Origin of the sequence: Sphingomonas sp. ASY06-1R, assembly GCF_052180265.1 — a bacterium.
Taxonomy (GTDB): Bacteria; Pseudomonadota; Alphaproteobacteria; order Sphingomonadales; family Sphingomonadaceae; genus Sphingomonas_I.
Window position 1 is genome coordinate 2,023,927 of the sequence record NZ_CP197464.1, and the last position, 21,224, is coordinate 2,045,150.

At 64.2% G+C, this 21,224-nt stretch carries 19 protein-coding genes; 6 read left to right on the plus strand and 13 right to left on the minus strand.

The features are described 5' to 3' along the window. Positions 1 to 51 precede the first annotated feature (51 nt). From ACSBM8_RS09820 to ACSBM8_RS09835, 4 genes are all read left to right on the plus strand, one after another. Positions 52 to 744: a uracil-DNA glycosylase family protein gene (locus tag ACSBM8_RS09820; protein ID WP_442681435.1), complete on the plus strand. Its 693-nt coding sequence runs from the start codon at positions 52 to 54 to the stop codon at positions 742 to 744. Next, positions 741 to 2,441, plus strand: a complete 1,701-nt coding sequence (locus ACSBM8_RS09825) for a transglycosylase SLT domain-containing protein (protein WP_442681436.1) — start codon at positions 741 to 743, stop codon at positions 2,439 to 2,441. The genes ACSBM8_RS09820 and ACSBM8_RS09825 overlap by 4 nt, the downstream gene beginning before the upstream one ends. After that, positions 2,441 to 2,968 (plus strand): molybdenum cofactor biosynthesis protein B, encoded by a 528-nt coding sequence (gene moaB / locus ACSBM8_RS09830; RefSeq protein WP_442681437.1) that lies wholly within the window; start codon positions 2,441 to 2,443, stop codon positions 2,966 to 2,968. The genes ACSBM8_RS09825 and moaB overlap by 1 nt, the downstream gene beginning before the upstream one ends. A gap of 63 nt (positions 2,969 to 3,031) precedes the next feature. Beyond that, a complete protein-coding gene (locus tag ACSBM8_RS09835; RefSeq protein ID WP_442681438.1) occupies positions 3,032 to 4,117 on the plus strand; it encodes a PA0069 family radical SAM protein in 1,086 nt (361 codons plus the stop codon). Positions 4,118 to 4,135: 18 nt separating this feature from the next. On the opposite strand, the gene dnaE is transcribed toward ACSBM8_RS09835, so the two are convergent. The 11 genes from dnaE to ACSBM8_RS09890 form a co-directional block, all read right to left on the minus strand. Further along, entirely contained in the window at positions 4,136 to 7,630 is a 3,495-nt protein-coding gene (gene dnaE / locus ACSBM8_RS09840; RefSeq protein WP_442681439.1) for a DNA polymerase III subunit alpha, read from the minus strand. Between the two features lie 103 nt (positions 7,631 to 7,733). After that, the gene (locus ACSBM8_RS09845; RefSeq protein WP_442681440.1) at positions 7,734 to 8,405 is read right to left on the minus strand and encodes an ABC transporter ATP-binding protein; all 672 of its coding nucleotides are present in this window, start codon (positions 8,403 to 8,405) and stop codon (positions 7,734 to 7,736) included. Continuing rightward, positions 8,398 to 9,645: a lipoprotein-releasing ABC transporter permease subunit gene (locus tag ACSBM8_RS09850; RefSeq protein ID WP_442681548.1), complete on the minus strand. Its 1,248-nt coding sequence runs from the start codon at positions 9,643 to 9,645 to the stop codon at positions 8,398 to 8,400. Before ACSBM8_RS09850 ends, ACSBM8_RS09845 begins: the two co-directional genes overlap by 8 nt. 109 nt (positions 9,646 to 9,754) lie before the next feature. After that, the gene (gene proS / locus ACSBM8_RS09855; RefSeq protein ID WP_442681441.1) at positions 9,755 to 11,071 is read right to left on the minus strand and encodes a proline--tRNA ligase; all 1,317 of its coding nucleotides are present in this window, start codon (positions 11,069 to 11,071) and stop codon (positions 9,755 to 9,757) included. Between the two features lie 252 nt (positions 11,072 to 11,323). Then, entirely contained in the window at positions 11,324 to 13,870 is a 2,547-nt protein-coding gene (gene topA, locus ACSBM8_RS09860) for a type I DNA topoisomerase (RefSeq protein ID WP_442681442.1), read from the minus strand. Between the two features lie 131 nt (positions 13,871 to 14,001). Continuing rightward, positions 14,002 to 15,069 (minus strand): DNA-processing protein DprA, encoded by a 1,068-nt coding sequence (dprA, locus tag ACSBM8_RS09865; RefSeq protein ID WP_442681443.1) that lies wholly within the window; start codon positions 15,067 to 15,069, stop codon positions 14,002 to 14,004. 22 nt (positions 15,070 to 15,091) lie between these two features. Next, positions 15,092 to 15,685, minus strand: a complete 594-nt coding sequence (plsY, locus tag ACSBM8_RS09870) for a glycerol-3-phosphate 1-O-acyltransferase PlsY (RefSeq protein ID WP_442681444.1) — start codon at positions 15,683 to 15,685, stop codon at positions 15,092 to 15,094. A gap of 147 nt (positions 15,686 to 15,832) precedes the next feature. Then, a complete protein-coding gene (locus ACSBM8_RS09875) occupies positions 15,833 to 16,255 on the minus strand; it encodes an ExbD/TolR family protein (RefSeq protein ID WP_442681445.1) in 423 nt (140 codons plus the stop codon). A gap of 25 nt (positions 16,256 to 16,280) precedes the next feature. Next, a complete protein-coding gene (locus tag ACSBM8_RS09880) occupies positions 16,281 to 16,769 on the minus strand; it encodes an ExbD/TolR family protein (RefSeq protein WP_442681446.1) in 489 nt (162 codons plus the stop codon). 86 nt (positions 16,770 to 16,855) lie between these two features. Further along, positions 16,856 to 17,623, minus strand: a complete 768-nt coding sequence (locus tag ACSBM8_RS09885) for a MotA/TolQ/ExbB proton channel family protein (RefSeq protein WP_442681447.1) — start codon at positions 17,621 to 17,623, stop codon at positions 16,856 to 16,858. 72 nt (positions 17,624 to 17,695) lie between these two features. After that, positions 17,696 to 18,331, minus strand: coding sequence for an energy transducer TonB (locus tag ACSBM8_RS09890; RefSeq protein WP_442681448.1), 636 nt, complete (start codon positions 18,329 to 18,331; stop codon positions 17,696 to 17,698). A 229-nt stretch (positions 18,332 to 18,560) separates the two neighbouring features. Here ACSBM8_RS09890 and ACSBM8_RS09895 point away from each other — a divergent pair, with 229 nt between their 5' ends. Beyond that, on the plus strand, positions 18,561 to 19,385 hold the full coding sequence (locus ACSBM8_RS09895) for a hypothetical protein (RefSeq protein ID WP_442681449.1): 825 nt from the start codon (positions 18,561 to 18,563) through the stop codon (positions 19,383 to 19,385). Between the two features lie 16 nt (positions 19,386 to 19,401). On the opposite strand, the gene ACSBM8_RS09900 is transcribed toward ACSBM8_RS09895, so the two are convergent. Continuing rightward, complete coding sequence (locus tag ACSBM8_RS09900; protein ID WP_442681450.1) at positions 19,402 to 20,160, minus strand: SDR family oxidoreductase; 759 nt, start codon at positions 20,158 to 20,160, stop codon at positions 19,402 to 19,404. Beyond that, positions 20,160 to 20,585, minus strand: a complete 426-nt coding sequence (locus tag ACSBM8_RS09905; RefSeq protein WP_442681451.1) for a dihydroneopterin aldolase — start codon at positions 20,583 to 20,585, stop codon at positions 20,160 to 20,162. Before ACSBM8_RS09905 ends, ACSBM8_RS09900 begins: the two co-directional genes overlap by 1 nt. 117 nt (positions 20,586 to 20,702) lie before the next feature. Here ACSBM8_RS09905 and ACSBM8_RS09910 point away from each other — a divergent pair, with 117 nt between their 5' ends. Beyond that, positions 20,703 to 21,218 carry a GNAT family N-acetyltransferase gene (locus ACSBM8_RS09910; protein ID WP_442681549.1) on the plus strand — a complete coding sequence of 172 codons (516 nt, stop codon included), beginning with the start codon at positions 20,703 to 20,705 and terminating at the stop codon, positions 21,216 to 21,218. Positions 21,219 to 21,224: the final 6 nt, after the last annotated feature.

The window sequence follows — 21,224 nt, forward strand, 5'->3', positions numbered from 1 at the left end:
CCATTCGTCAACCGCTCCTCTAGTTCCGACTGCGGGTAGCGGGGACGGAAGATGGTCGAAGGCGTTGCGTTTAGCACGCTTGATTGGTGGGCAGAGGCTGGCGTCGATGTGCTGGCTGACGATCTGCCGCGCGATTGGCTCGCTCAGCCCGTTTCAGTCCCCCAAGTCGTCGCTCCCGCGGAGACGGCTCCGGCCAAGCCCGCGCTTCCTGAGACCCTTGCCGCATTCCGGGCATGGCTGTTGACGGACGCCGGCATTCCCGGTGCGCCCGCCGGCCGGATCGATGCGCATGGCGATCCTGCGAGCGGCGCCGTCGTCGTCGTGGACATGCCGGAGGCGGACGACCGCACATCCGGCACGCTGCTCTCGGGCGAAGTCGGCGCCTTGTTCGATCGTATGCTGGCCGCGATCAAGCTCAGCCGCGCAGACATCTACCTTATACCTTTCTCGCCCGCACGATCGACCACCGGCCGCGTCGCGTCGGCCGATCTGGCGACGTTGACGCCGCTTCTGCACCATCATCTGAAGCTTGCCGCACCACGACGCTTGCTGCTCCTGGGCGATGCGCCGGTGCAAGCACTGCTTCAGGCCCCCGCGGTCAAGGCACGGGAATCCGCCCACATGATCGACATTGCCGGGCAGCCGGTCGCGACTGTCGCCTCCATCCATCCTCGTCTCGTCCACCTCAAGCGCGATTACCGCCCGCTTGCGTGGGACGATTTGCAACGGTTTGCCGCTTTATGATCCGCCATATTCTCCTGTCTGCCGTCGCCGTTGCCTATGCCGTTCCTGCCGTCGCCGGCACGCCCTTTCTGGCCGCCACGCCCAGCGCGACCACCTCCACCGCGACCGATCGCCAGCTGAGCGACAGTGAGCGCGCAACATTTCGCCAATATTTTCAATTGCTTCGGGATCGCAATTTCAGCGCTGCGACAGCGTTGCTGGACGCCCAGCCCGCCGGTGCTTTGACCTCGGTGGCGCGCGCAGAGTTGCTGTTGGCCAATCCCGCCGGGCGCGATGCCGCCAGCGTCGCCGCATTGCTTAGTGCGGCGCCCGATCTGCCCGAAGCGCCAGCGCTGGCGCGTTCGGCCGGAACCGCCTTCTCGCTTCCCCTGCAGCGATCGCTGATCCGCGTTGCCGGCCCCAGCAAACGGGCGCCGAGCCGGCCGAACGGCGACTGCCGCGCGCTTGCGGCCCGCGTGCAGCCCCTGCTGAAGGCCGACAACCCTTCAGCCGCCGAACCGATCGTCGAGGCCGCGGCCTCCACCTTGTCGCCGGAGGCGCTGACCGAATGGCGTCAGAAGGTGGCATGGGTCTATTTTCAAACTGGCGATGCCGTATCCGCCCGCCGGATAGCAGCCTTGGCGCAGGTCGGTGCCGGCGAATGGGCCGTCGACGCGGCGTGGGTGTACGGCCTCGCCTCCTGGCAGACGCGCGATTATGCGGCCGCCGCCCAGGCCTTTGAACGCGTCGCGTCCAACGCCAGCGATGATGAGACCCGCTCTGCCGGGTTATTCTGGGCCGGGCGGAGCAGGAAGGCCGCAGGCGACGCCTCTGCCGATGTGAAGCTGCAATCGGCCGCGCGTTATACCGAGACCTTTTACGGCATGCTCGCCAACGCCGCGCTCGGCATGCCTCTATTGCCGGCGGGCGCGCAGAATGGGCCGGAGGCGAACCTGCTGATGACGCGCAATAACCTCCGCGCAGCCGCGGCCTTGGTGGAGATTGGCGAGACCAGCCTGGCCGATCAACTGATCCGGTATCAGGCGCGGATCGGCGCGCCGGCCGAGCATCCCGCATTGATCGCCTTTGCCGCCAAGCTTCACTTGCCTGCGACCCAGATCTGGCTCGCGCAAAATGCGCCGACCGGCACCCGCACCAGCTTTGCCGCCCGTTTTCCGATGCCATCCTGGAGCCCGACCCAAGGCTGGCGCGTCGACCCGGCCCTGGTCTTCGCCCACGCGCTGCAGGAATCCGAATTCCGGGCCGATGCGGTGAGCCCTGCGGGCGCGCGCGGCCTTATGCAGCTGATGCCCGCGACCGCGTCCCTGATCGCGCGCCATAAGGGCGACAGCGTGGGATCGCTCAACGATCCTGCCGTAAGCTTCGAATATGGCCAGACCTATCTGGAGGAACTGGCTGCGGCGGTCGGCACCGGTGGACTGCTGCCAAAGGTCATCGCTGCCTATAATGCCGGTCCCGGCAATGTCGCGCGCTGGACGGCGGGCAGCGACGATCCGCTTTTATATATCGAATCCATCCCCTTCCGCGAAACGCGCGCTTATGTCGCAATCGTACTGCGCAATTATTGGATCTATCAGCGCGAAATTGGCGCCGCCACCTCCAGCCTGACCGCGATGGCGCAGGGGCGTTGGCCGATGTTCCCCACGCGCGCGATCCAGACGGCGAGCGCGGCGGCGGCAACCCACGCGCCAAACTGATGCCGATCGATCAGGCGGCGACATTCGTATCGGTGCGCATCGCCGTCCTCACCGTCTCCGACTCCCGCACGCTCGCGGACGACCGCTCGGGCACGACGCTGGTAGAGCGCCTCACGGCGGCCGGGCATATCCTGGCAGACCGGGATATCGTTGTGGATGACGCCGACCTGATCGTCGCACGCCTGAACCGCTGGATCGACGATCCTCAGGTGGATTGCATCATCTCAACCGGTGGCACAGGCGTCACCGGTCGCGACGTGACCCCCGAAGCCTTTGCACGCGTGCGAGACAAGGAAATCGAGGGCTTCGGCGAGCTCTTCCGCTGGCTGAGTTATGCCAAGATCGGCACCTCCACCATCCAGTCGCGGGCTTCCGCCGCCGTTGCGCGCGGCACCTATCTCTTTGCCCTGCCCGGTTCGACCGGCGCCGTACAGGACGGCTGGGACGGTATTCTGGCGACGCAGCTGGATATACGTCATCGCCCCTGCAACTTCGTCGAACTCATGCCACGGCTCCGCGAACGCTGAGAGGCGCCGCCTGGCCAGCTTCAATGTTCTTGCAATGTTCCTGGTGCGATCTAAGCTCCCGCCATGGAGTCGCCACCCCGTCTTCCGCCCCGTGCCGGGCGCGGCGCAACGCTGAACGCGACTCCGCAGCGCTTCAACCTGAAAGCGCGTGCGGACGATGGCGATTGGCTCGACGAACGCACCAACCTGGATGGGGATCTACCGCCGCTCCGGACCACCGTGACGACGGAGCGACCGCGAACGATCATCACACGCAATCAGTCGCCCGATGTCGGCTTCGATCGGTCGATCAACAGCTATCGCGGCTGCGAGCATGGGTGCATTTATTGTTTCGCCCGCCCGAGCCATGCCTTTCATGACCTCTCACCCGGGCTGGATTTCGAAACACGCCTCTTCGCGAAGCCCGATGCCCCTAAATTGTTGCGCGCGGAGCTGGCCGCCAAAGGCTATGTTCCGCGCCCGATCGCCTTCGGCACGAACACCGATCCCTATCAGCCGATCGAAGGGGAATGGCGCATCACCCGCGCCTGCCTGGAGGTGCTTGTCGAAACCCGGCACCCTTTCACCATCACCACCAAATCGGATCGCGTCGTTCGCGACATCGATCTGATCGCACCGATGGCCGCGAAAGGCCTGGCGGCGGTGGTCCTATCGATCACCACGCTCGATCCGGCGACCGCACGCACGCTGGAGCCGCGCTGCCCAAGCCCTGCCAAACGGCTGAAGGCGGTCAAAGCGCTGATCGACGCCGGGGTGCCGACCCATGTGAGCTTGGCGCCGGTCGTCCCGCAGATCACCGATCATGAGATGGAGCATATCCTGGAAGCAGCGGCGGATGCCGGCGCGCGCGGTGCCTTTTTCTTGCCGGTACGCCTTCCGCATGAGGTCGCGCCGCTGTTTCGCGCGTGGCTCGACGCGCATCATCCCGATCGTGCCAGCAAGGTCATGGCCACGATCCAGTCGCTCCGCGGCGGCAAGGACAATGATCCGAACTTCTTCACGCGGATGCAGGGCCAAGGGCCGTGGGCGGAGCTTTTGCGCACACGCTTCACGATCGCCTGCCGCAAGCTTGGGCTGAACAAGGAACGGCTGGCGTTACGCACGGATCTGTTTCGCCCGCCTGAAGGCGATCAGATGCAGTTGTTCTAGCCTTGGGCGGCGCGTGATCTAGCTGACGAGCGCCAGGCGGGGCGGATCGAGCGGCTCCAATTGCACTGCGCCGATCCCCGGCATTCGCTCGATCGCTTCGAGCACCTCGCTATCCAGCCGATAGTCGCGCCCGATCCGCAAGCGCATCGGCCCGGCGTCCGTCGGCACCCGCAAGTGCACTTCGCCCCGCCCGCCTTTGGCGTCAGCCAGCAGGCCTGCCAGCGCCGCCAGCCCGCCTTCGTCCGAAATCTCGATCTCCATCCGCAACCGGGCGTTGGTTGATACGCCGTCGAGCGGCCGGGCGGCCCGCACCGTGATGCGCGGCGTTTCCTCGCCAGGGCGTTTATCGACTTCTACCGAAAGCAGCAGACAGGCGCCGACACGCGCGCCACTCTCCATCGCGACCGCGGCGTCTTCGTCGAAGGCGCTCGCCACGAACTGGCTGGATGCATCCGAACAGGTCGCCAGCAGATAGCGGTTGCCGCGCGCGGACGTCCGCCACCGGGCTTCCTCGATCAGCGCTGCCATCCGCAACGTCGCCCGCGGCACCGGCCGCCCGCGTTCGTCACGATCGGGCTCGGAGGGGGCGGCCATTTGCGCCAATTGTTCGAAGGTGCGGACGCCTTCGCTCCGCGCCACATGCCGATACCGATCGGTGGGATGCGCCGAGAAATAGAAGCCGAACGCGTCTTTCTCCGCAGCCATGCGCTCGGCCACGGACCATCGGGCATCGCGCGGCAAGCGGATTGGCGGCACCCCAGCATTGCCGTCGCCTCCGAACAATCCACCCTGCCCGCTCGTGCGCGCGTCATGGGCACTGGCGGCATGCGCCAGGATTGTTTCGGCGGCGGCAAAAACGGCCGCGCGATCGTCCACCAGCGTATCGAAGCCACCCGCGGCGGCAAGGCTCTCCAACTGTCGCCGGTTCAGCAGGCGCGGGTCGATCCTATCGGCAAGATCATCAAGGCTCTTGAACGGCCCGGCGGTCCGGCGCTCGACGACAAGTTGCTCCATCGCCTTCTCGCCGACGCCCTTCAGCGCCCCCAGAGCATAGCGGACCGATCCATCGCTGACGCTGAACTCGGCCTCGGACAGGTTTACGTCGGGCGGCAGCAACGGCACGGCCGAACGCCGCATGTCATCGGTCCAGATTGCCAGCTTGTCGGTCAGGCTGATATCGTAGCACATCGATGCCGCGAAGAATTCCGGCTTGTGATGCGCTTTGAACCACGCCGTCTGATAGGCGAGCAGCGCATAGGCCGCGGCATGGCTTTTGTTGAAGCCGTAGCCGGCAAACTTGTCGATCAAGTCGAACAGCTCATTGGCCTTGGGCGGTGCGATGTCGTTGGCCGCACATCCATCGACGAAGCGCTGGCGCTGCGCATCCATCTCGGCCTGGATCTTCTTGCCCATGGCACGGCGCAACAGATCGGCCTCACCCAGGCTGTAGCCGGCAAGTATCTGTGCCGCCTGCATCACCTGTTCCTGGTATACGAAGATACCATAGGTTTCGGCCAGGATAGTTTCGAGCAGCGGGTGCGGATATTCGATCTTCGCGCGGCCATTTTTGCGGTCGCCGAACATCGGAATATTATCCATCGGCCCGGGACGATAGAGCGATACGAGCGCAATGATGTCACCGAAATTGGTCGGCCGGACCGCGGCGAGCGTCCGCCGCATGCCTTCCGATTCCAGCTGGAACACGCCCACCGTGTCGCCCTTCTGCAGGAGCGCGTAAACGGCCGGATCGTCCAGTTCCAGCGCCAGCAGATCGACATCCACGCCCCGATCCGACAGCATCTCGACCGCTTTCTGCAGCACCGACAGCGTCTTGAGGCCGAGGAAGTCGAACTTCACCAGCCCCGCCCCCTCGACATATTTCATGTCGAACTGGGTCACCGGGAATTCGGATCGTGGATCGCGGTAGAGCGGAACGAGTTGGTCGAGCGGGCGATCGCCGATGACGACACCGGCGGCGTGGGTCGAGCTGTGTCGCGGCAGACCCTCCAGCTTCATCGCCAGGTCGATCAGGCGTCTTACCTGCTTGTCGGCCTTATATTCGGCATGGAACTCCGACACGCCGTTGAGCGCGCGCTCCAGCGTCCAGGGATCGGTCGGATGGTTCGGGATCAGCTTGGCGAGGCGATCGACCTGACCATAGCTCATCTGCAGAACTCGACCCGTGTCCTTCAGGACGGCGCGCGCTTTCAGGCGTCCGAACGTAATGATCTGGGCGACATGATCGCTGCCATATTTGCGTTGAACGTAGCTGATGACTTCGCCGCGCCGCGTTTCGCAAAAGTCGATATCGAAGTCGGGCATCGATACGCGTTCGGGGTTCAGAAAGCGCTCGAACAGCAGCCCCAACTGGAGCGGATCGAGATCCGTGATGGTCAGCGCCCAGGCAACGACCGAGCCTGCGCCCGACCCGCGGCCGGGACCAACCGGAATCCCCTGCTCCTTCGCCCATTTGATGAAATCGGCGACGATCAGGAAATAGCCGGGGAAGCCCATCTGGATAATGACATCCAGCTCGAACGTAAGCCGTTCGCGATACGGGCCGCGGTCCGCCTCGACTGTCGCGAGTTTGTCGAGACGCGCCTCCAGTCCCGCTGCGGCATCATCGCGTAACGCCTGCGCTTCCGCCTCAGGATCGCCGGCAAGGCTCGGCAGGATCGGCTTGCGCTCGGGGGCCGCTACGGCACAGCGCTGCGCCACCACCAACGTATTGGCGATCGCCTCCGGCAAATCTGCAAACAGCTCGGCCATCACATCGGCTGGCTTGATCCAGGCTTCAGGCGACGATCGTACCCGCTCTTCCACCTCAAGGTAGGAGGAGCTGGCGATACACAGCATCACGTCGTGCGCGGCGTGGAAATCGGGTTCCGCGAAACAGGCTGGGTTGGTCGCGACCAAAGGCAAGTCGCGCGCATAGGCCAGGTCGATCAGGCCGGCTTCGGCGGCGTCCTCGATCGGATCGTTGCGGCGCGCGAGCTCGATATAAAGTCGGCTAGGGAACAGGGCTTCAAGCCGATCGAGATAGCGCGCTGCGGCGCTGTGCTGCCCCTCGGCAAGCAAGCGGGCGAGCGCCCCTTCACCGGCGCCGGTGAGTGCGATCAACCCGCCGTTGCGCGCCTCAAGCGCAGCAAGCGGGACGTGCGGCTCCTCATGTTGCGGGCGATCCAGGTGCGCCGCCGAGACCAGCGCGCACAGATTGTCATAGCCGACATCGTCCTGCGCGTAGAGCGGCAACCAGTCGATCTGCGGCGCCTTGCCATCGGGACTTCCGGGCCGGGACACGCCCAGCAAGGTGCCCATGATCGGCTGCACCCCCGACTTCTTGGCCGCCTGACCGAAGGCCATCGTACCGTAAAGCCCGTTGCGATCGGTGATCGCTGCAGCTGGGAAGCCCAGCTTGCGCGCCTGCGAGGCAATGGCCTTCGGATCGATCGCGCCTTCCAACATGGTGAAGGCCGAAAGAATGCGCAGCGGCACGAAGTTGGTAGCGGCCATACCCTTATCTATGCAGTGCGGCGCCCGAGGGGAAGCGGCAGTCGGCTTCTATCCACAGCTTAGATGCCGATCGTGGCCCGAAGGATCCCGCCGGCCCGTACGATCAGCTGAGTACGCCGTCATGCAGCCGCACGACCCGGTCCATTCGACCGGCAAGGCGTTCGTTATGCGTCGCCACCAGGGCCGCGGCCCCCTCTTCCCGCACCAGCCGCAGAAATTCGCCCAACACGCGGTCCGCCGTCGCCTCATCAAGGTTGCCGGTCGGCTCATCGGCCAAAACCAGCGCCGGCCGGCTCGCGAGCGCCCGGGCGACCGCGACGCGTTGCTGCTCGCCGCCGGAAAGCTGCGAGGGGCGGTGGTCCAGCCGCTCGCCAAGTCCGAGTACCCCGAGCAGGCTTCGCGCCCGTTCGAGTGCCTTGGCAGCGCTACTGCCGTGGATCAGCTGCGGCAGCACCACATTTTCCTCTGCCGTAAAATCGGGAAGCAGATGGTGGAATTGATATACGAACCCGATCGCATCCCGGCGCAGGCGCGTGCGGCCCTTATCGTCCAGACGGCTGGCTTCCTCGCCCGAGATGCGGATCGAGCCGGAAAAGCCGCCTTCCAACAGCCCCACCGCCTGCAGCAAGGTCGACTTGCCCGATCCGGACGGGCCCAGCAGCGCAACGATCTCGCCTTTTGCCAGGCGCAAGTCGACGCCACGCAGAACGTCGATCGTCCGGTCGCCCTGAACGAACGAGCGTCCCAGGCCGGTGACGTCCAGAACGTCACTCATAGCGCAGGACCTGAACCGGATCGGTGCGGGCCGCTCGCAACGCCGGATAGAGCGTGAACAGGAGCGCCAAAATCAACGTCATCACAATAACCAGCCCGACCTCGAACGGGTCGGTACGCGAGGGCAATTCGGTCAGGAAGCGGATTGAGGGATCCCACAGATTTTGGCCGGTCAGTCGCTGAACGAAATTCACCACGCCCTGGCGATAGAACAGGAAGATTGCGGCGAGGATCAGTCCAAGCCCGGTTCCCAGCACCCCGATCGTCACCCCGATCGTCACGAAAATCCGGATCATCGCGCCGCGCGTCGCCCCCATTGTGCGCAGGATCGCAATGTCGCGGGTCTTCGCGCGCACCAACATGATCAGGGACGACAAAATGTTGAACGCCGCGACGATGATGATGATCGACAGGATGATGAACATCATCACCCGCTCAATCTCGATCGTCTGGAACAGCGACGAATTCATCTGTTTCCAGTCCTGAATTACGCCGGCGCTGCGTATGGCAGGGCGCAGCGGCGCCAGTATCTGGTCGACCTTGTCGGCATTATTCGTCTGAATTCGGATCATGCTGACACTGTCGCCCAACATCAGCAGTGTTTGGGCGTCCGCCATCGGCATGACGACATAGGTGTTGTCATATTCAAACACGCCGACTTCGAAGATCGCGGCGACGCGGTAGGATACGATCCGCGGCACGGTGCCGAATGGGGTGCTCTCTCCGCTAGGGCTGATCAGGCTGATCTGTCCGCCGATATTGACGCCCAGCGCCTCGGCAAGCCGCGCCCCGATCGCGACATTGCCGGAGCCTGGAGTCACATCGGCGATCCGACCGACCACAACTTTACCGCCGATGCTCGGCCCGCGCAGATCATCCGCGGTCATGCCGCGCGCGAGGACGGCCTCGACCCGCCCTCCCGTCGACCCCATTAAAGGCTGCTCGATGAGCGGCGTCGCCTGGGTAACGCCGGGCGTAGCGCGCGTCTGCTGCAGCACGCGTCGCCAGTCATTGATGCGCCCATCGTAGCCTTGCACCACGGCATGGCCGTTCAAGGCCGTGATCTTGTCGAACAGTTCGGCCCGGAAGCCGTTCATGACGCTGGTGACGATCACCAGCGCCGCCACACCCAACGTCACGCCGAGCAACGAAAAGCCGGCGACGATGGCAATGATGCCCTCGCCCTTTCCAGGCCAAAGATAGCGCCGCGCGATCGTGCGCTCATAGCGGGTCAACATTATTGCGTAATCCGATCGTCACCCTGAACGTGTTTCAGGGTCCATTGTCCGACGCGCTTAGCCGCGCGTGGCGCGATGGATGCTGAACCGCGTTCGGCATGACGAATAGGGATCACCCGCGAACCTTCGCGATCGCATCGGCAGGCGCCAGTTCATCGCGCTCGCCGGTCGCGCGCCGCTTGAGTTCCACAACGCCCTTTTCCAGGCCTTTAGGCCCGATCACGATCTGCCACGGCACGCCGATCAGATCCATCGTCGCGAACTTGGCGCCGCCGCGTTCGTCGCGGTCGTCGTACAGAACGTCGAAACCGGCCGCCTGCAGCTGCGCATACAGATCGTCAGCTGCTTTGGCGCAGGCCTCGTCATCGGCACGCATGTTGATCAGGCCGACCGCATAAGGCGCCACCGCGTCGGGCCAGATAATGCCCTTTTCGTCGTGGCTCGCCTCGATGATCGCCGCCATCAGGCGGGAGACGCCGATGCCATAGCTGCCCATATGCGGGACGATCTCGGCCCCGTCCTGACCCTGGATTTTCAGGCCCATCGCGCCGGAATATTTCGTGCCGAAATAGAAAATATGGCCGACCTCGACGCCGCGTGACTGACGCAGCTGATCGCCGGCCTCCGCCTCGCGCGCCTCGTCGCGCTTTTCGTCGGTCGCGGCATAATCGGCGGTGTACCCGCCGACGATCGCCTGCAGTCCGGCGACATCGTCGAAATCGACATGGGACAGCGCGGCCGGCTTCTCCCAATTGCTGTGGTAGAAGACCTCGCTCTCGCCGGTCGGCGCGAGCACGATGAACTCGTGGCTCAGGTCGCCGCCGATCGGGCCGGTATCCGCCTGCATCGGGATGGCGCGCAGCCCCATCCGCGCGAAGGTATTGAGATATGCCACGAACATGCGGTTATAGCTGTGGCGCGCGCCGGCCTCGTCCAGGTCGAACGAATAGGCGTCCTTCATCAGGAATTCGCGCCCGCGCATCACGCCGAAGCGCGGCCGCACCTCGTCGCGAAACTTCCACTGAATATTGTACAGCGTGCGCGGAAGGTCGCGATAGGACCTTGCCGCATCACGGAAAATGGTGGTGATCACCTCCTCCGCGGTCGGGCCGTACAGCATCTCGCGATCGTGCCGATCCTTGATACGCAACATCTCCAGCCCGTAATCGTCATAGCGACCCGACTGCTTCCACAGTTCGGCGGATTGGACGGTCGGCATGATCAGTTCGATCGCGCCGGACTTGTCCTGCTCTTCCCGCACGATCTGGGCGATCCGCGCCAGCACGCGCGTGCCGAGCGGCAACCAGGCGTAGATGCCGGCAGCGGTCTGCCGCACCAGCCCGGCCCGGAGCATCAGCTTGTGGCTGATGATCTGGGCGTCCGCGGGCGATTCCTTCATCACGGGCAGGAAATAACGGGAAAGGCGCATCGGGCTCCGCTCAGGCTATAGGGCGGGCGTGTGCTTAGGCGGCGGCGTGCCCGAGGGCAATGCGCACCATACATCTGCCACCTCGACGCCCGCCAAACTCCGGGCGTCCGCGATCACATTATCCCGGGCACCAGCCGCATCCCAACTTCCGTCCGCGCTGGTGCGATACGGCTGATACCGCGAATATTCTGGGCTGTCGTTACGACCGGACATCCGGCGCAGATCCCGACTGCGGCCCCGCGGTCAAGCTACTCACTTGGCCGCAGCGCTCTTCTTTGCTGGGCTCTTCTTTGCCGGGCTCTTCTTGGCAGCGCTTTTCTTGACTGGCTTGCGCTTGCCTTTGGCCGGGCCCTTCGCCGCCCGTTCTTCCAGCAACACCAGGGCTTGTTCCGCCGTCAGCGTGGCGGGGTCCGTACCCTTTGGCAGGGTCGCATTGGTGGTGCCGTCGGTGACATAGGGGCCGAACCGCCCCTCCATTACCTTGACCGGCTTGCCGGTGACGGGGCTCTCCGCAAAGGTCGCGATCGGCTCGCGCGACGCGCCGCCCGATCGCCCGCCGCCATTGGCGGCATCGGCGAGGCGGGCCACCGCCGCGTTCATGCCCGTCTCGAACACCTCGGCGGTCGACTGGAGCTTCGCATATTTGCCGTCGTGCGAAAGATAGGGCCCATAGCGCCCAATGCTCGCGACAATCGGCTTGCCCGTTTCCGGATGCGTACCGATCTCGCGCGGCAGCGCCAGCAGCCTGAGTGCCATTTCCAGATCCAGCTCGGGCACATCCTTCGGGATCGAGGCGCGCTTTGCCTCCTTGCCCTCGCCCAGCTGAATATAGGGTCCGAACCGTCCCGCGCGTCGTGTGACCATTTCGCCGGTGGCGGGATCGACGCCCATTTCGGCCGGTCCGGTATCGTTGGCCGCGTCCTCCGCCCCGCCCTGGGCGAAACGACGGGTGAATTTACATTCGGGGTAATTGGAGCAGGCGACGAACGCGCCATATTTGCCACCGCGCAGCGCCAGCCGCCCGGTGCCGCAATTGGGGCAAAGGCGGGGATCGGTGCCATCCGCCTTTTCAGGGAACAGATAAGGGGCCAGGAATTCGTCGAGCGCGGCGGTCACCTCGCTGGGCTTCTGCTCCATCACCTCGGCCGTTTTCGGCTTGAAATCCCGCCAGAACGCCTCGAGCACTGACTGCCAGTTGGCGCGGCCGCCGGACACGTCGTCCAGCTCCTCCTCCAGCCCGGCGGTAAAGTCGTAGCTTACATATTTCTCGAAGAAGCGCTCGAGGAAGCTCGTCAATAGGCGGCCACTTTCCTGCGGGATGAAGCGGTTCTTCTCCAGCGTCACATATTCGCGGTCCTTCAGCGTCTGAAGCGTCGCCGCATAGGTGGAAGGACGGCCGATGCCGACTTCCTCCATCTTCTTGACCAGCGAGGCTTCCGAATAACGCGGCGGCGGCTGGGTGAAATGCTGCTCCGCGAGCACGCTTTTCTTGGCCGGCGCATCGCCTTCGTTCATCCGCGGCAGGCGCTTGCTGTCTTCATCCTCCGCATCGTCGCGGCCCTCCTCGTAAAGGGCCAGATAGCCAGGAAACAGCACAACCTGCCCCGTTGCGCGCAGGACATGCTGGCCGGTGCCGTCGGCGAGTTCCACCGTTGTCCGTTCCAGCCGGGCCGATGCCATCTGGCTTGCCAGTGCGCGCTTCCACACCAGGTCGTACAAGCGGGCATGATCGCCCGATCCGGCGCGATCCCGCGTGAAGTCGGTCGGGCGGATGGCCTCATGGGCCTCCTGCGCATTCTTCGCCTTGGTCGTATAATGGCGCGGCTGATCCGGCACATAGCCGCCGTCATAGCGATCCACGATCGAGGCACGCGCAGCCGAGATGGCGCTGTGGTCCATCTGGACGCCATCGGTCCGCATATAGGTGATCGCGCCCTGCTCGTAGAGATCCTGCGCCACCCGCATCGTGTGGCTGGCGGAGAATCCGAGCTTGCGTGCCGCCTCCTGCTGCAAGGTAGAGGTGGTGAAAGGCGGCGGCGGATTGCGCGTCAGCGGCTTGGTTTCAACGCTGGTGACGGTGAACCGACCGGCTTCCACATCGGCCTTCGCCGCCGCACCATCGGTACCATTGCCGATCGTCAGTCGATCGATCTTCTGCCCCTTCCAGCGCACCAGCCGGGCCAGGAATGTCACGCCATCCTGCTCCATGCTGGCCGCGACCGACCAATATTCCTGCGGGCGGAACAGCTCGATTTCGCGTTCGCGATCGACCACCAGTCGCAGCGCGACCGACTGAACACGGCCCGCCGATTTGGCCCCGGGCAATTTACGCCACAGCACGGGTGAAAGGGTGAAGCCGACCAGATAATCCAGCGCGCGGCGCGCCCGGTAGGCGTCGATCAGATCCTCATCCAGCGCGCGCGGATGCGCCATCGCATCCAATACGGCGGGCTTGGTGATCGCATTGAACGTGACGCGCTGCACGTCTTTCGGCAGCACCTTGCGTTTGCGCAGCACCTCCTGGACATGCCACGAAATCGCCTCGCCCTCGCGGTCGGGGTCGGTCGCCAGGATTAGCGTGTCGGCGGTCTTGGCCTCGTCGGAGATCGCCTTCAGCTGCTTGGTCTTGTCCGCATAGGGCTCCCATTCCATCGCGAAGCCATTGTCGGGATCGACCGAGCCGTCCTTGGGCGGCAGATCGCGGACATGGCCATAGGATGCCAGCACCCGATGACCGGGTCCGAGATATTTCTCGATGGTTTTCGCCTTGGCGGGCGATTCGACGACGACGAGCTTCATGAGGCTGGATGATGTCCTTACGTGTACGCGCGAGGGTGGCGAGACGCGGCGGCCGGCGTCAAGGGGCGATGTAGGGACTGGTTAGCCGCCGGGGAAGTCCACGCGCTACCGCCGCTGCCATCCACCGCTGTTCAACCAAGGCTGACGCGGCCACCCGCATGACGTTCCAGTCGCCCCGCCAATTCCAGTTCGAGCAAGATGAGGTGCACGTCCGAAGCGGCCAAGGCCGACTGCCGAATGATCTCGTCGACCGCCACAGGAATGGGGCTCAGCAAGGCGGTCACCGCCGCGCGTTCGCGCTCACCGGTGTCGCTCGCACCATGGCCGGCTTGATATACAGGGGCGGGCGCGCCGACATGGTTCCGGCCGAAAGGCTCCAGCGCCTCCAATATGTCAGCGGCGGACTGAACCAGCGTTGCCCCGTCCCGAATCAGCTGATTGCATCCTTGCGCACGCGGATCGAGGGGAGAGCCCGGCACCGCCATCACGTCCCGCCCATAATCCGCCGCCAGCCGGGCGGTGATGAGCGATCCCGATCGCGGCGCCGCCTCGACTACGACCGTGCCTTGCGCCAGGCCGGCGATCACGCGATTACGGGACGGAAAATGGCGTGCATGCGGCTCCGTGCCCGGCGGCTGCTCCGAAACGATCAGCCCACGCGTTCCGATCTCGCGCTGCAGCCGCTCATTCTCCGGCGGATAAAAGATATCCAGCCCACCCGCGATGACGCCGATCGTGCCGCCGTCGAGCGAGCCGACATGCACCGCCGTGTCGATCCCGCGCGCCAACCCGGACACGACGACCGTCCCCTGCCGCGACAGATCGTTGGCGAGCTGCCGCGCAAAGCGCACCGCCGCGGCCGAAGCGTTCCGCGCGCCGACCATCGCCACCATCGGCCGGCTCAGCAGCGCGCCGTCGCCCTGCACGATCAGCGCCGGCGGCGCACTATCCGTTTCCGCGAGCAGGGCCGGATAATCGGCGCTGCCGATCATCAGATAGCGTCCGCCCAGCGCATGCACCGCCGCCATCTCGCGTTCGACGTCCCGCACTGGCGGCACGGCGGGTGCGCGCCCGCCGCCTCGCCGCGCCAGTTCCGGCAATGCTTCCAACGCCGCGCCGGCCGTCCCGAAGCGCCGCATCAACTGACGAAAGGTGATCGGACCGATTGCGCGCGTGCGAATCAGGCGCAGCGCAGCCACGCCATCGGCATTCAAGGACAGCTCAGCCTCCTTTGCCGATGCGCGGCTCGCTGCCGTCGATCAGCCGCACGATATTGTCCCGATGGCGCCACAACACCACGAGCGCGAGCGCCAGGAACATCAGCGTCAGATCCGCCCTGAAGAAAAAGGCCGAAGCGACCGGCGTGGCTATCGCAGCGGACATTCCGCCAACTGAGGATCGACGCGATAGCAGCATTGCCACCAGCCACATCGCCAACGCCACCAGCCCCGTCGGCCAGTGCACCGCCAGCGTTATCCCCAGTAAAGTCGCAACGCCCTTACCGCCCTTGAAGCGCAGCCACAGCGGGAAGATATGGCCAAAGAAAGCCGCGACGGCAGCAAGCGGCCCTGTGCCCGGAACCAGCGCTTCGCTGACCAGAACAGCCACGGCACCTTTGCCGGCATCCAGCAGCAGCGTCAGCGCGGCCAGGCTTTTCCGGCCCGTGCGCAATACGTTGGTCGCACCGATATTTCCGGAGCCGACACTGCGGGGATCCGTCGCGCCCGCCAGACGTGTCACGATGACCCCGAACGGGATCGCGCCAACCAGATAACTGGCAACCAAGACAAGTGCGGGCAGTGCCCAGCCGTTCACGTGAAATCCCCCTGCGCGACAATTAGCCTATCTGAGATTGGGTGCAACCGATCAGATCGGACGACCAGCACAGCATGACCGCCAGCGCCACCCACAAAAAAAGGGCGGACCTAGGCCCGCCCTTTTCATTCTTCCGATCAGCAAACATCAGTAGTTGGCATATGCCTCGTTACCGATGAAACCCATCTTGCTGACCTTGGCGCGCTTGGTCACGGCAAGCACATTGTCCACCACTTCGTAACGCGCATCCGCCGCCGGGCGAAGGTGCAATTCCGGAATGGGGTTCAGCGTCTGCGACTGATCCAGATACTGGCGCAGAACCGTCATATCGACCGGGGTACCGTTCCAGAGAACCTGATCCCGATTGTTGATCGAGACTTCGTTCTTTACCGGATCGATCGGCGGAGGGTTATTAACGGTATTCTGCGGCAGATCCAGCTTTACGGCGTGGGTCTGCACCGGGATCGTGATGATGAACATGATGAGCAACACCAGCATGACGTCGATCAGCGGCGTCGTGTTGATGTCCATCATGGGCTCGCCTTCGGCTGCGCCCGAGCTCATGGCCATTTCGATAGTCTCCTAAAAACGGCGCTTAGTCGATCGCGGCGTGATATTGGCCGGGCTCAGGCTGCGAGATGAAGCCAACGCGGGTGAAGCCGGCGCGGGCCACATTCGTCATCGCACCGCCGACACAGCGCCAGGGCGTGTCGATGTCCGCGCGAATATGAACTTCCGGCAGAGAATCAGGCGTAATATTCGCAGGGCCGCCGAGTTTGTCGACCTCAAGCTTGAGCTTCTTGACCGAACGATCGAGCAGTTCTTCCGCGTTGATCTTCGTCTGGCCCCAGTAAACCTCACAGGCGCCACCAGCGCCGGCCTTGACCGACAGGACGACGTTTTCAGGCTTGCTGGTCGTCGGCTCGTTGGCGACCTTAGGAAGGCGGACCGGAACCGTCTGGATGACGACTGGAACGGTAATCAGGAAGATGATGAGGAGCACCAGCATAACGTCGACCAGCGGCGTCGTGTTGATGTCCGACATTGGGGAGTCGTCTTCGGCGGGGCCGACACTCATCGCCATGGAACGGATTTCCTATCTTGTCGGGCCGCGCAGTGCATGGCCGGATTCTAGCAGCGGGCGGGGCAGAGCCCCGCCCGTGCCATATGTTACGCCTTCGGGTTGATCGCAGCCGAACCCGTCTTGAGCGGCGGGGTCGGAACGGTCTTGGCCGAAGCGAGCTGCGGACGAAGCGCGCCGTTCGAGACCATGTAGCCATGCAGGTTGACCGCAAAGGTCCCCAGCTGCTCGGCAATGACCTTGTTGCGGCGGATCAGCCAGTTGTAGCCCATAACCGCCGGCACGGCGACGACGAGGCCGAGCGCGGTCATGATGAGCGCCTCACCGACCGGGCCGGCGACGGCGTCGATCGAAGCCTGACCGGCAGCACCGATCTTCACGAGGGCGCGATAGATGCCGATAACGGTACCGAGCAGACCCACGAACGGAGCAGTCGAACCAACGGTGGCGAGCAGCGCCAGGCCCGTGCCGAGCTTGGAGTTGATCGCTGCCGTGCTGCGGTTCAGCGAACCACCGAGCCACTCATGCTGGTCGACCGGGTCGGTCAACAGGTTATGCTGGTCCTGGGCGAGCAGGCCGTCTTCGACGACCTGGCGGTAGGCCGAGTTACGCTCCAGCTTGCTGGCGCCATCCTTGATCGTAGGCGTACCCCAGAAGCTGGTACGAACGCGCTTTGCCTGGTTCAGGATCTTCTGCTGTTCGAACAGCTTGGTGAACATGATGTACCAGGACGATGCCGACATGATCACGAGGATGATGAAGATCGTCCAGGCGATCACGCCGCCCTGATGGAGTGCGCCCATCAGGCCATATGGATTTGCATTCGCGGCTGCGGCGCCGGCTGCGGGTGTAGTCATGGTCTCAACAATCCTTTTTCGATAAGTTGAGCGGTGCGGCGCGCTCCAGCGCACCGCACCGCATAGCCGGCGTCAATTGCTGGGCAGAACCCAGCGGAAACGAATGGAAGCAGTCTGCTTGATCGGGTTGCCGGACTGATCCTTGGCAGGCGCATAACGCCCACGTCGGGTGACCAGGCGACAAGCCGTGTCATCCAGGTCCGCAGAACCACTTGACGAGGTCACGCGGCAATTCTCGACCCGACCCTGTTCGTTGATCGTCCACGAGATACCGCTGACGCCCGACCGCTCTTCGCGCATCGCGCCCGGCGGATAATCGTCATTGGTGATCCACGTCCGAGGGTCACCCTTGGCCGAAGCAGCCTGGGAAACGACCGGCGCAGGCGGCGCAGGCGGCGCCGACGGCGTGATCACAGGTGCAGGCGGCGGCGCGACCGGCACGGTATAGACCGGCGGAGCCAGGCTCGGCGTCTGCACGATTGCAGGCGGCGCGACGATCGGAGGCGGCGGCGCAGTCCGCGGCGTTTCCGGCGGCGGCGGTGGTGGCGGTGTTTCCGGTGGCGGCGGTTGGTCCTGGACATCCACGACCTTCAGATCCTGCGCCGCCTTCTTGATAACCTCAAAGGCGAGTCCGGTAATAAACGCATATCCGATAAGCACGTGGAGCAGAACCACCAATCCGATGGCGACCGCCTTTCGCGGAGTCATTGTTGGTTGGTCAGCGTAAGCCATTAAAAAATGACACTCCCTCCGAGCCGTAAGATGGACATCGCCCTATTCGATATCCCGTCTGAAACGTACGCGTGAGGCTCTTCGTCCCATCTCGCGACACGGCGTGTTCCTATCGCGACGATTCAGCCCATGCAAACGCTTTATGGTTGCGTTAACGAGGGATGGCTCGAATGAATCTTACCCACCAACCTTTTCAGGCGGTACAATGCGTTCTTTGACCCACTGCTCGGCTTTAGCTCTGGCAATGCTTGCGGCGGCACCGATTCTTGCGGCGCCCCTCCCCTTTGCGGGCCTGCCAACCGATTATAACTATGTCGAATTGGCCAAGATGGCGCTGGGCGCGCGTACCGTTATTGCCGCCGACATTGCCGACGCGATCGCCCTGAAAGGGGAAGCGGCTGCAGGGGTCCCGGCCGGTTTACGGCGTTATTATGTGCAGGCTGACGTGCGCGGCCTGATTTCTGGCACTGGCGCCCCTGCCCGGGTCACCTATCTGGTCGATCTGCCGGACGACGCCGCCGGCAAGAAGCTTAAACTCAAGGGCGTACCCGTGATTCTCTTGGCAACCGCCGGAACCGCGCCGGGCGAATTGCGTCTGGTGGGCCCGCGCGCGCAAGTGCCCCGCACCCCCGATAATGAGCGAAAGGTTCGCGCGATCCTCACCGAAGCCGTCGCCGCAGATGCGCCGCCGGCGATTACGGGAATCACGCGCGCCTTCCACGTCGCGGGCACGCTCCCGGGCGAGAGTGAGACGCAGATATTTCTGAAAACCTCGGATCAGCGACCGATCTCGCTCTCCGTCCTGCGCCGCCCGAATGAACAGCCGCGATGGGCCGTCGCCTTGTCGGAGATGGTGGACGATAGCGCGGCGCCGCCCAAGCCGGATACGTTGCTCTGGTATCGCCTCGCCTGCGGCCTTCCCCGGTCCTTACCGGAAACCGCAGTCAGCGCGCTTGGTCCGGAGGATGCGACGGCCGCAAAATCGGACTATCAGGTGGTCCTGGCGGGGCTAGGCACCTGCGACCGCTAGCCGCCGACCAAACGTCCTAACCGTCCCGCATCATGTGCACGAAATCGCGTGCATAGCTTTCCAGATTCGCGCCCCCATCAACAAAGAGAGTCTGTCCGGTTACGCTGGTCGCACCCAGCAGGAAGGCCACGGCATCCGCGATGTCGCGCGGCGCCGAATTGCGCCCGAGCGGCATCGCATTGGCCAGCCGTTGCCATTGTTCCGGATTATAATCGTCGCCCGGCAATGTCATCCCGGGCGCAATCGCGTTGATTCGCACGTTCGGCGCGAAGGCCCGCGCCGTAACGCGGGTCGTCGATCCCAGCGCCAGTTTCGATGCCGTATAGGCGGCCTGATCGATCGGGGGATTGTGCACCCTTTGGTCCAGGATGTTGACGATCGCCCCCGTCTGGCCGGGCGCTAGCGCTGCGGCGAAGCTGCGGGTCAGCACCACGGGCGCAACGAAGTTCACGTTCAGATGGCGGAAAAGCTCTTGATGCGTGATCTCGGCCCAGTGGCCTTCTGTGATGATCGAGGCACTGTTGATCAGCGCGTCCGGCGCACGGCCGAAATGTGCTGCAACCTGATCGACCAGCGATTCGACCTCGGATGCTTCTGCCAGATCGGCAGGAAAGACCTTCGATCGCACATTGCGGTCCTCGATTACCTGCGCCAATTCCGGGCATGGGATGCCCTGCCGGTGCGCGTGCAGCGCCAGATCATAGCCGTCTTCGGCCAGCCGGGCGGCGATCGCCGCGCCAACCCGGTGCAGTCCGCCTGTAATAAGCGCAAGCATCAGCGCCGCTCGCGCACCAGAGTCATGCCAATCGATTCGCCCGCTTGCGACAAAGCCATCTTGACGATTTTGACTTCGACCCGCGTCACTCGCGCGTCGCCCCCAAAGATCGTGTCGACGATATGGTCGGCAACGGCCTCCACCAGCGTGAAATGGAGTTCACCCGGAAGCGCCTCTTCCACCGCGCGGCGCAGATCAAGATAGTTTTTAGACGCGCTAAGCGGCGTGTCGTGCGCGAATCGATGCGGTGCAGGGATAATTGCAGTTACCGAGATCCGCAGTGGCTGCGGCATGTGCGTTTCTTCGGAATAGATGCCGGTCAGAACATTGATGACCAGATCGCTGACTTCCAGTCGGATGAAGTCGCCCGCTCCCCCTATTTCAGGAGCAAGAATAAGCGGCTTGGGATGGTCGATCGCGGTCATGACGTCTCTCGGTTGTAACCACGCTGCCCTAGCAGTGCCGCTGCCGCCCGGCCAGCCGGGTTCCCTTTGCCCAGCTTTGCGTTATGGGCCCCACCCTTTCCGTCGGAGCCCGCCTTGTTGATCACGCTTTCGCCCCTCGCCGACGCAGCGCCCGCCGATATCGAACGGCTGCTCGATTCGGCGTTTGGCACGGATCGCCATGGCCGCACGGCGTACCGGATCCGTGCTGGCATGGCAGCGATCCCCGATCTGTCTTTGGCGGCCTGGGAGGCGGATCGTCTCATCGGCACGCTGCAGAGCTGGCCGATCGCCTTGCATGGTCCCGCGGGCGAAACGTCACTGATTTTGGTTGGCCCCGTCGCCGTCGACCCCACGCGTCAGCAACGCGGGATTGGCCGTCAGATGATGGAGGCGATGCTGACGCGCGCATCGTCGCATCCGCCGCTCGTTCTGATCGGCGATCCCGAATATTATGGCCGGCACTTTGATTTTACCGCCGATGCCACTGCCGCTTGGGACGCGCCCGGCCCGTTCGAACACCGTCGCTTGCTCGCACGCACGGGCGGACGGGATGTGCCCACGCACGGCATGCTCGGCCCGCGACACGAGACAAAGGCAAGCGACCTCCGCTAACGCGGT